Origin of the sequence: Streptomyces silvae, assembly GCF_016745505.1 — a bacterium.
Classification (GTDB): Bacteria; Actinomycetota; Actinomycetes; order Streptomycetales; family Streptomycetaceae; genus Streptomyces; species Streptomyces silvae.
In genome coordinates this window covers 74,646-85,302 of the sequence record NZ_JAERUC010000027.1, presented here as the reverse complement: position 1 = coordinate 85,302, position 10,657 = coordinate 74,646, and the positions used below count along the sequence as shown (strand labels likewise).

Sequence of the window (10,657 nt, the reverse complement as noted above, 5' to 3'; positions counted from 1 at the left end):
GCCATGGTGATTGACGACAACGCCGCAGATGTGCGTGCCCAGACCCGTGACGCCGCCTCCCAATCGCCGGACCCTCCTCCTTGTACGGCCGACTCAGATGTCGAGGAAGCGGACGTCCTTGGCGTTGCGCTGGATGAACGAGCGCCGCGCCTCGACGTCCTCGCCCATCAGCACCGAGAACAGGTCGTCGGCCTGCGCCGCGTCGTCCAGCGTGACCTGGCCCAGCACACGGTGGTCGACGTCCATCGTGGTGACTCGCAGCTCCTCGGCGTTCATCTCGCCGAGACCCTTGAAGCGCTGGATCGAGTCTTCCTTGATCCGCTTGCCGTTCTGCTTGCCGAGTGCCACCAGGGCGTCGCGCTCACGGTCCGAGTACGCGTACTCGAAGTCGTCACGACCCCACTTGATCTTGTAGAGCGGCGGGCGCGAGAGGTACACGTGCCCGGACTCGACCAGCGGCCGCATGAAGCGGAACAGGAAGGTCAGCAGCAGGGTGTTGATGTGCTGGCCGTCGACGTCGGCGTCCGCCATCAGAATGATCTTGTGATAGCGGAGCTTCTCGATGTCGAAGTCCTCGTGGACCCCGGTACCGAAGGCCGAGATCAGCGCCTGGACCTCGGTGTTCTGCAGGATCTTGTCGATCCGGGCCTTCTCGACGTTCAGGATCTTGCCGCGGATCGGCAGGATGGCCTGGTACATCGGGTTACGGCCGGACTTCGCCGAACCACCGGCGGAGTCACCCTCGACGATGAAGATCTCGCACTTCGTCGGGTCGTTGGACTGGCAGTCGCTCAGCTTGCCGGGCAGCGAGGCGCTCTCCAGGAGCCCCTTGCGCCGCGTCAGGTCACGCGCCTTGCGGGCCGCGACACGGGCCGTGGACGCCGCGATGCCCTTGCGGATGATGTCGGCGGCCTCGTTGGGGTTCCGGTCGAACCAGTCCGTCAGCTGCTCGTGGACGACCTTCTGGACGAAGGTCTTCGCCTCGGTGTTGCCCAGCTTGGTCTTCGTCTGGCCCTCGAACTGGGGCTCGCCCAGCTTCACCGAGATGATCGCCGTCAGGCCCTCGCGGACGTCCTCACCGGTGAGGTTGTCGTCCTTCTCGCGCAGCAGCTTCTTGTCGCGCGCGTAGCGGTTGACCAGCGAGGTCAGCGCCGCACGGAAGCCCTCCTCGTGCGTACCGCCCTCGTGCGTGTGGATCGCGTTGGCGAAGGAGTAGACACCCTCGGTGTACTGCGTGTTCCACTGCATGGCGATCTCGACCGAGAGGAGGCGCTCCTTGTCCTCGGCCTCGATGTCGATCACCGACTGATGGATCAGCTCTCCCTTGCGGGAGTTGAGGTACTTGACGAAGTCGACGATGCCGTTCTCGTAGTGGTACGTGACGGTCCGGGTCGACTCCTCGTCGGGGACGTCGACCACCTCGGCGCTGTCGGCGCCCGCCGTGGCCTTCGCCGCCGCCCGCTCGTCGGTGAGCTTGAGGGTGAGTCCCTTGTTGAGGAACGCCATCTCCTGGAAGCGGCGCGAGAGGGTCTCGAAGGAGTAGTCGGTGGTCTCGAAGACGTCGCCGTCGGCCCAGAAGGTGACGGTCGTCCCCGTCTCCTCGGTGGCCTCGTGACGGGCCAGCGGGGCGGTCGGGACACCGAGCTTGTAGTCCTGGGTCCAGCGGTAGCCGTCGGTCTTGACCTCGACCGCCACCCGCGTGGACAGCGCGTTGACGACGGAGACGCCGACGCCGTGCAGACCGCCGGAGACGGCGTAGCCGCCGCCGCCGAACTTGCCGCCGGCGTGCAGCACGGTGAGGACGACCTCGACGGCCGGCTTGCCCTCGGACGGCACGATGCCGACCGGGATACCGCGACCGTTGTCGATCACACGTACCCCGCCGTCGGCGAGGATCGTGACGTCGATGGTGTCCGCGTGCCCGGCCATGGCCTCGTCGACCGAGTTGTCGACAACCTCTTGCACGAGGTGGTGGAGACCGCGCTCACCGGTCGACCCGATGTACATACCGGGTCGCTTGCGGACCGCGTCCAGGCCCTCGAGCACAGTGATCGCGCTGGCGTCGTACGAGGCGGTGACCTCGCCGTGCTCACCGGCTGTGGACGGGATGTTCTCGTTGGGGTTGCCGGAATCGGCCACGAAGCGCCCTTTCTGGCACAGCACAGGCCGTTCTCCGGCAGGCGGGAGCGGCTGCGTCGTTCGGCTTGTATCGACGAATCCCGCGAGGAAGCGGGATTGTCCACCAGTCTACCGGTAGCGCCGACATGAATGGGGGTTTGCCGGTGCCTGAGTACGCATGTGCCGCCCTGAATGAGCGGCTGACGACTCCCCATATTCGGGAAGGGGCTCTGGGGGGCTCACGACGGCTTTGCGCGCTTCGGGCTGTCAACCTCCCGCTACGGTGAGGGACGCTCCCCGATCCTCACGCGAACCAGATCGCCACATAACCGGACAGACCGGAAACCTCGGGCCGTCGGCGAAGTAGGACATACGCGGGTGAACCGCAGCCGGGGCCTTCCTCGGCGCGGGCCGGGGGCCGAAGGCTCCGGACGGGGAAAAGCCCTGCTCAGCCGTAGGTGTCGCCCGGCCCCTTGCTCCCGGGGGTCCGAAGAGGGCCGAATCTGCGCTGCGGACCACCAGGACCGAGCACCTTGATCATCCGTACGGTGCCATGGCCCAGGTCCGTGTTCAGCCGGGCCACCAGCTGCGGCGCCAGCAGCCGGAGCTGCGTGGCCCACGCCGTCGAATCGCACTGCACGGTCAGAACCCGCTCGGCCGGGTCCTCGTCGTACCGCACCGGGACACAGTGGTTGGCGAGGTCGTCGCCGACGATCTGCGGCCAGCGGCCCATCACACCGCCGACGGCGGCCGGGGTCTCCCAGCCCCGCTCGGTGATCAGCCGGTTGATCGCCGAACCCAGCGGCAGCGGGTCACGGCCGTCGGAGCGGGCCCCCGACCGCAGACCACCGCCCCTGCGTGCCTGGTTCTTCTGCTGCGCCGCGGCGCCCCGGGCGCGGGCCTGCTCCTTCGCCGCACGCAGGGCCACCCGCGCCAGGTCCACACCCGACACCTCCGGCTGCTTCGCCGGCCCCGGAACTGACCCCTGGCCGGCCGGGCCCTGGCCGGGGCCGCCGTGCTCGGCCGCGCCGCTCACAGCCGCTCCACCTCTCCGGCGGACACCGCGTACCGGGCACCCGCCAGCACCCCCGGGACGTCGTCGTCCACGGCCGCCGTCACCAGCACCTGCTCACCGGGTGCCACCAGCTCCGCCAGCCGCTCGCGGCGGCGCGCGTCCAGCTCGGCGAAGACGTCGTCGAGCACCAGCACCGGCTCGTTGCCCTCGGTGCGCAGCAGATCGTACGAGGCCAGCCGCAGCGCCAGGGCGTACGACCAGGACTCGCCGTGGCTCGCGTACCCCTTGGCCGGCATGGAGCGCAGGCCGAGCACCAGGTCGTCACGGTGCGGTCCGACCAGGGTCACCCCGCGCTCGATCTCCTGCTTGCGCGCCTGGACCAGGGCTGCCATCACCTGCTCGTACAGCTCCTCGCGGGTGCGCGCGGGCTCCACATCGGCACCGACCGAGCTGCGGTACTCCAGGGTGACCGGCCCGCCGCCGGGGGCGACGTCCGCGTACGCCTTGTCGGCCAGCGGCTGCAGGGTGGCGATCAGATCCAGCCGCTGCGCCAGCAGCTCCGCGCCCACCCGGCCCAGGTGCTGGTCCCAGACGTCCAGGGTGGACAGGTCCATCGACCGGCCGCCGTGCCTGCGGGCCATGGCGGCGGACTTCAGCAGGGTGTTGCGCTGCTTCAGCACCCGCTCGTAGTCGGAGCGGACCCCGGCCATGCGGGGGGACCGCGCCGTGATCAGCTCGTCCAGGAAGCGCCGGCGCTCACCCGGGTCGCCCTTCACCAGGGCCAGGTCCTCCGGGGCGAAGAGCACGGTGCGGACTATCCCCAGGACGTCACGCGGTCTGACCTGCGACGACCTGTTGATGCGGGCCCGGTTGGCGCGGCCGGGGTTGAGCTCAAGCTCGATCAGCTGCGAGCGCTCCCCCTGGGTGACCGCGGCCCGCACGACGGCGCGCTCCGCGCCCATGCGCACCAGCGGGGCGTCGGACGAGACCCGGTGGCTGCCGAGCGTCGCGAGATAGCCGACCGCCTCCACCAGATTGGTCTTGCCCTGGCCGTTCGCCCCCACGAACGCGGTGACGCCCGGCTCGAGAGGGACCTCGACCCGGGCGTACGAGCGGAAGTCGGCCAGCGAGAGATGCGTGACGTGCATGGTCGCCGACCCTTCCGACTGCGTGTTCCGTGCTGTGTGCCGCGGTGCCGCGGGCTGTCCGCCCGCGGCTCGCGGACTACTTCTTGTTCTCGACCGCGTGGCCGCCGAACTGGTTGCGCAGCGCGGCGATCATCTTCATCTGCGGCGAGTCGTCCTGGCGCGAGGCGAAACGCGCGAACAGGGACGCGGTGATCGCGGGCAGCGGCACCGCGTTGTCGATGGCGGCCTCGACCGTCCACCGGCCCTCGCCGGAGTCCGCGGCGAAGCCACGGAGCTGGTCGAGGTGCTCGTCGTCGTCCAGGGCGTTGACCGCAAGGTCGAGCAGCCAGGAACGGATGACCGTGCCCTCCTGCCAGGAGCGGAAGACCTCGCGCACGTCGGTGACGGAGTCGACCTTCTCCAGGAGCTCCCAGCCCTCGGCGTAGGCCTGCATCATGGCGTACTCGATGCCGTTGTGGACCATCTTGGCGAAGTGGCCGGCGCCGACCTTGCCCGCGTGGACGGAGCCGAAGTCACCCTCGGGCTTGAGGGCGTCGAAGACCGGCTGGACCTTGGCGACGTTCTCCTCGGTGCCGCCGTACATCAGGGCGTAGCCGTTCTCCAGGCCCCAGACGCCACCGGAGACGCCGCAGTCGACGAAGCCGATGTCCTTGATGCCCAGCTCGACGGCGTGCTTCTCGTCGTCGGTCCAGCGCGAGTTGCCGCCGTCCACCACGACGTCGCCCGGCGACAGCAGATCGGCCAGCTCGTCGATGGTCGACTGGGTCGCGGCACCGGCCGGGACCATCACCCACACGACGCGCGGGCCCTTGAGCTTGCCCACAAGCTCTTCGAGGCTGTGGACATCGGCGACGTCCGGGTTGCGGTCGTAACCGATGACCGTGTGCCCTGCGCGGCGGATGCGCTCGCGCATGTTGCCGCCCATCTTGCCGAGGCCGACGAGACCGAGCTCCATCAGAGATTCCTTTAGCGTTGTGCCGATTCGTACCCAGGACCGAGCCTACGCCCGGCCGGGACAGCACGGCGGGGTGCAGCACGGTGGGCCCGCTCTGCGCTGAGCTGCCCGCCGGAAGCTGCCATGACAGGGACGACCGCGCCGGATCAGCCGGAGAGGCGGACCGGCATGATCAGGTACTTGTAGGCGTCGTCCGCCTCGGCGTCCACGGCCGGTCGGCCGCTGAGCAGGGCCGGCTTGGTCGACGTCGTGAAGGAGAGCTGCGCGACCGGCGAGTCGATGGCGCTGAGCCCGTCCAGCAGGAAGGTCGGGTTGAAGGCGATCGAGATGTCGTCACCCTCCAGCACGGCGTCGACGCGCTCCACAGCCTGTGCGTCGTCGCTGGAACCCGCCTCCAGGATGAGCACACCCTGCTCGAAGCTGAGGCGCACCGGGGTGTTGCGCTCGGCGACGAGAGCCACACGCTTGACGGCCTCGACGAACGGGGCGGTCTCGATGACCGCGACCGAGTTGAACTCGGTGGGGAAGAGCGTCCGGTACTTCGGGAGATCGCCTTCGAGCAGGCGCGTGGTCGTACGGCGGCCGGCGCCCTCGAAACCGATGAGTCCTTCGCCGGCACCCGAGCCGGACAGCGCCAGCGTCACCGTGTCACCGCTGGTGAGTGCCTTGGCGGTGTCCAGGAGCGTCTTGGCGGGCACCAGGGCCACGGCCGAGGCGTCGGGGTTCTCCGGCTTCCAGAGGAACTCGCGGACCGCGAAGCGGTAGCGGTCGGTCGACGCGAGGGTGACCGTGTCGCCCTCGATCTCGATCCGGACGCCCGTCAGGACGGGCAGGGTGTCGTCGCGCCCTGCCGCGATGGCGACCTGGGCGGCGGCCGAGGCGAAGACCTCACCGGGGACGGTGCCGGTGGCGGTCGGCATCTGCGGCAGTGCCGGGTACTCCTCCACAGGCAGTGTGTGGAGGGTGAACCGCGAGGAGCCGCAGACCACGGTCGCCCGTACACCGTCTGTGGAGATCTCCACCGGCCGGTTGGGCAGGGCGCGGCAGATGTCGGCGAGCAGGCGGCCGGAGACGAGCACCGTGCCGTCCTCCTCGACCTCCGCGTCCACGGAGACCTTGGCCGAGACCTCGTAGTCGAAGCTCGAGAAGCTGAGGGCTCCGTCCTCGGCCTTCAGCAGAAGGCCCGCGAGAACGGGCGCCGGCGGACGGGCCGGGAGGCTGCGGGCCACCCAGGCCACCGCCTCCGCGAGTACATCGCGCTCCACCCGGATCTTCACCGGAACCGCCTCCTGCTGTTGCTCGCTCGCCCTGCTGGCCTTCGTCGTCTGATCGGGGCTCCCCGCCGAGGGGCTGGGGTCACCGCCGGGGTCCAGTCTGACGTACGGCGCCGACACTCGTTGCTGCTCGGGGTCAAGTCGCGCCAAGAGGTTCGCCGAGCTCGCCGCTCGAGTTGTGCACAGGCCCCACTTCGAAGCGGATTCCTGGCTAACTCTGAGTGGTAGTAGTAGTAGGCCCTGTGGAAACCGTGGATAACGTCGTTCCCCCAGGTCAGAAGCCGTTTTTTGTCCACCGACCCTGTGGGTGGCACCGGTGGACAACCTTGCGTTTCTGTGGACACGCGAAAGTTCTGCACACCCGATGCACAGGGCGGGGCGACTTCTCCCCAGGCCTGTCCCCAGCTTTACCCACGTTCCCCACAGCTCAACCAAGGGTCCTCGTGTGACGCCTTTCACTCTGGACGGTGAAAGGCGGCGTCGCGTTGCCGAACAGTGGACAGGGGTGTGGAGAAGCTGGGGACAACCGGGCCCAGCCTGTGGGCCGCCGGTGGACAACGTCATCGTGACCCTGTGGACGAAAAATCTGTCCACAGGCTGTGGATCATCGTTGACCACAAATCCCCAGGCATGTGACCTGGCCTGATGGAGTATCGGCAGCTGGCCCTGTGGACGCAATCTGGACAACTTCGCAGTCCCCAGGCTGTGGACGCCAGATTCCCCGTACTTCTGTGGAGAAGGGCCTGCTCAGGGCCCGTATTCGAACACTCCCGTGGGGCCCGGCCGTCCCGTACGGCGTCGACACGGACCGGAACCGAGGCGCGGAGCGGTCCTGAGGGGCGTCGCGGAGCCTTCTGCGGCCGCCGCTGGAGGAGCTCTGGAGCCTTCTGGGGACACTCCCGGCGGCGCTGTGTGCCTTCCCCGGAGCCACTCCCGCCGGCACTGTCAGAGGTTCCAGGACGACCTGCATGACGCCTTCCAGGACGCCTTCCAGGACGACGAAGGGCGCCCCATGAGGACGGCGTACGGTCCTCGCGGGGCGCCCCGGGCGCGTTGTGCGGCGGGTCGGTGCCCGGCCTCCGTCCTGCTCGTCAGCCGTTCTTGATGCGGTTGGTGAGCTCGGTGACCTGGTTGTAGATGGAGCGCCTCTCCGCCATCAGGGCGCGGATCTTCCGGTCGGCGTGCATGACCGTGGTGTGGTCACGCCCGCCGAACTGGGCGCCGATCTTGGGCAGGGAGAGATCCGTCAGCTCACGGCACAGATACATGGCGATCTGGCGCGCCGTCACCAGGACGCGGCTGCGCGAGGATCCGCAGAGATCCTCCACCGTCAGGCCGAAGTAGTCCGCGGTCGCCGCCATGATGGCCGGCGCGGTGATCTCGGGTGCCGAGTCCTCACCGCCCGGGATCAGGTCCTTGAGCACGATCTCGGTCAGGCCGAGGTCCACCGGCTGCCTGTTGAGGCTCGCGAAGGCGGTCACGCGGATCAGCGCGCCCTCCAGCTCCCGGATGTTGCGCGAGATGCGGGAGGCGATGAACTCGAGAACCTCGGGCGGGGCGTTGAGCTGCTCCTGCACGGCCTTCTTGCGGAGGATCGCGATACGCGTCTCCAGCTCCGGAGGCTGGACATCGGTGGTGAGGCCCCACTCGAACCGGTTGCGCAGCCGGTCCTCGAGCGTCACGAGCTGCTTGGGCGGCCGGTCCGAGGACAGCACGATCTGCTTGTTGGCGTTGTGCAGCGTGTTGAAGGTGTGGAAGAACTCCTCCTGCGTCGACTCCTTGCTCGCCAGGAACTGGATGTCGTCGACCAGGAGGATGTCCACGTCCCGGTAGCGCTTGCGGAAGGTGTCGCCCTTGCCGTCGCGGATCGAGTTGATGAACTCGTTGGTGAACTCCTCGGAGCTCACGTACCGCACCCGGGTGCCCGGGTAGAGGCTGCGCGCGTAGTGCCCGATGGCGTGCAGCAGGTGGGTCTTGCCGAGCCCCGACTCCCCATAGATGAAGAGGGGGTTGTACGCCTTCGCGGGTGCCTCGGCGACGGCGACCGCGGCCGCGTGGGCGAAGCGGTTGGACGCGCCGATCACGAAGGTGTCGAAGAGGTACTTGGGATTCAGCCGGGCGTGCGGTTCGCCGGTCCCGGGCGGCGGTGCGGACTGCGTGCCCATGGGGCCGCCGCCGGCCCTTCCGGTGCCGGGACCGCCCTGGCGGTGCTGGGGCTGCTGCTGGTCCTGCAGATCGTGGCGGTCGCGGCTGTCCCGCTGCTGCTCGTAACCCTGGTGCTCGGGCTGTTGCGGACGGTAGTCGTGCTGCGGCTGCTGCTGGCGCGGGCTCGCGTACGGGTCGCGGTCCTGGTAGCCGCCGTGGCGGGGCTGCCAGGAGAGGTCCTCCTGGGTGCGCGGCCAGGCGCCGGGCTCCGGGCGGTGCTGCTGGTAGTCCGGGTAGGCCGGGCGGGCCGTCGGCATGCCGTCGTCCGTGGACCGGGGACCGTAACCGTCGTACCCGTCGTTGCGCGGCGGCTCGTCGTGCTGCGGCCCCTGGTAGCGGTGGGACTGCTGTCCCTGGTGGGGCTGGTGCATCGGGGGCGCGGGCGGGGCGGGAGGCTCTCCCGCGGAATCGTCGACGGTGATCGCGATCCGGATCGGCCGGCCGCACTCACGGGTGAGCGTCTCGCTGATCAGCGGCGCGAGCCGGCCCTCGAGGACGCGCTTGCCCCACTCGTTGGGGACGGCCAGCAGCGCGGTGTCGGCGACGAGTGCCAGGGGCTGACAGCGCTCGATCCACTGTTTGTCCTTCGGCTCGATGCCTTGCTGGCCCTCCCCGAGGAGTTGTTCCAGCACTCGCGGCCACACTGCGGCAAGATCGGCAGGTACGTCAGCCACAAGGCACGCTCTCTCGCATGTCCCACGAATGTGTGCTTCTCGGGACGGGATGGGTCGGGTCGGGTGAGGCCCGGCAGGCAGGAAGGAAAAGAACCGGAGTTCAGCCACGGTAGTCAGGCCGACCCGCGCGGTTCAAGTTGTTGTCCACAGGCTGTGTACAGCAGGGGGTCGCGCGAAGCTGGTTTGACCGGATGGCGTAGCCGCGCGTACCGTGACCAGGTCGAGTTGTCGATGGCTGCTGCCGCCTGCCTCCGATGGGCAAACATCACGATCTGTGATTGTGAAGCGGTGCACTAAGGCGTTTACGCGAGTTCCTCGTGGGCGCACGGTGACAGCCAGGCGATGTCCCGCCAACACACGAATCATTTCTGGAGCCCCCGAGTGAGCAAGCGCACCTTCCAGCCGAACAATCGTCGTCGCGCCAAGACCCATGGCTTCCGCCTGCGCATGCGTACCCGTGCCGGCCGCGCGATTCTCGCGAACCGCCGTGGCAAGGGTCGCGCCAACCTGTCCGCCTGATCGCGGCCAGGTCATGACGTGCTGCCTACCGAGAATCGGCTGAGGCGGCGCGAGGACTTCGCGGCCGCTGTACGCCGGGGACGTCGGGCCGGACGCCCGCTACTCGTCGTACATCTACGCAGCGGTGTTACGGACCCGCACGTGACAGGGGAGAGTGCTCCCCCGCCGCGTGCGGGTTTCGTTGTCAGCAAAGCAGTGGGTGGAGCAGTCGTTCGCACCGCGGTGAAGCGCAAGCTTCGCCATCTGGTCCGCGATCGGCTTGCTCAGCTGCCCCCCGGTAGCCTTGTTGTCGTACGAGCGCTGCCCGGATCGGGCGACGCCGACCATGCACAGCTGGCCCGAGACCTGGACGCCGCCCTTCAGCGGCTGCTGGGAGGGGGCGCGCGATGAAGTACCCGCTGCTGGCTCTTATCAAGCTGTACCAGTGGACGATCAGCCCGCTTCTCGGGCCCGTCTGCCGCTACTACCCGTCGTGTTCCCACTATGGATATACGGCGATCGACCGGCACGGTGCGATCAAGGGAACGGCGCTGACCGCCTGGCGCATCCTTCGTTGCAATCCGTGGTCACCCGGCGGCGTGGACTACGTACCGCCACGCAAACGTCCGCGTTGGCACGAAATGCTGCGCAACTGTGTGCGTGGCGGCAAGGGCGGGGACTCCGCCGCCGATGTGCCTTCCGGGGGGTCGGTCTCCGAACCCCTGAGCCCGGCCACAGAGACCTCGCCCAAAGCTCAAGGAGCCTGATTA

At 68.7% G+C, this 10,657-nt stretch carries 9 protein-coding genes; 3 read left to right on the top strand and 6 right to left on the bottom strand.

Annotation, left to right across the window (positions count from 1 at the left end):
- Window positions 1-93: 93 nt before the first annotated feature.
- The 6 genes from gyrB to dnaA form a co-directional block, all read right to left on the bottom strand.
- Window positions 94-2,163, bottom strand: coding sequence for a DNA topoisomerase (ATP-hydrolyzing) subunit B (gene gyrB, locus JKV81_RS04430; RefSeq protein WP_099173280.1), 2,070 nt, complete (start codon window positions 2,161-2,163; stop codon window positions 94-96).
- Between the two features lie 403 nt (window positions 2,164-2,566).
- Window positions 2,567-3,070 carry a DciA family protein gene (locus JKV81_RS04425; RefSeq protein ID WP_124278191.1) on the bottom strand — a complete coding sequence of 168 codons (504 nt, stop codon included), beginning with the start codon at window positions 3,068-3,070 and terminating at the stop codon, window positions 2,567-2,569.
- A gap of 80 nt (window positions 3,071-3,150) precedes the next feature.
- A complete protein-coding gene (gene recF / locus JKV81_RS04420; protein WP_129264593.1) occupies window positions 3,151-4,281 on the bottom strand; it encodes a DNA replication/repair protein RecF in 1,131 nt (376 codons plus the stop codon).
- 76 nt (window positions 4,282-4,357) lie between these two features.
- Window positions 4,358-5,236, bottom strand: a complete 879-nt coding sequence (gene gnd / locus JKV81_RS04415; protein ID WP_124277886.1) for a phosphogluconate dehydrogenase (NAD(+)-dependent, decarboxylating) — start codon at window positions 5,234-5,236, stop codon at window positions 4,358-4,360.
- Between the two features lie 146 nt (window positions 5,237-5,382).
- Window positions 5,383-6,513: a DNA polymerase III subunit beta gene (dnaN, locus tag JKV81_RS04410; protein WP_033296764.1), complete on the bottom strand. Its 1,131-nt coding sequence runs from the start codon at window positions 6,511-6,513 to the stop codon at window positions 5,383-5,385.
- Window positions 6,514-7,601: 1,088 nt separating this feature from the next.
- Window positions 7,602-9,389 carry a chromosomal replication initiator protein DnaA gene (gene dnaA / locus JKV81_RS04405; RefSeq protein WP_129264594.1) on the bottom strand — a complete coding sequence of 596 codons (1,788 nt, stop codon included), beginning with the start codon at window positions 9,387-9,389 and terminating at the stop codon, window positions 7,602-7,604.
- Between the two features lie 381 nt (window positions 9,390-9,770).
- Here dnaA and rpmH point away from each other — a divergent pair, with 381 nt between their 5' ends.
- From rpmH to yidD, 3 genes are read left to right on the top strand one after another with little or no spacing between them, the layout of a single operon-like run.
- Entirely contained in the window at window positions 9,771-9,908 is a 138-nt protein-coding gene (rpmH, locus tag JKV81_RS04400; RefSeq protein WP_014047156.1) for a 50S ribosomal protein L34, read from the top strand.
- A gap of 18 nt (window positions 9,909-9,926) precedes the next feature.
- Window positions 9,927-10,298 (top strand): ribonuclease P protein component, encoded by a 372-nt coding sequence (gene rnpA / locus JKV81_RS04395; protein ID WP_099173276.1) that lies wholly within the window; start codon window positions 9,927-9,929, stop codon window positions 10,296-10,298.
- Complete coding sequence (gene yidD / locus JKV81_RS04390; RefSeq protein WP_099173275.1) at window positions 10,295-10,654, top strand: membrane protein insertion efficiency factor YidD; 360 nt, start codon at window positions 10,295-10,297, stop codon at window positions 10,652-10,654. Before rnpA ends, yidD begins: the two co-directional genes overlap by 4 nt.
- Window positions 10,655-10,657: the final 3 nt, after the last annotated feature.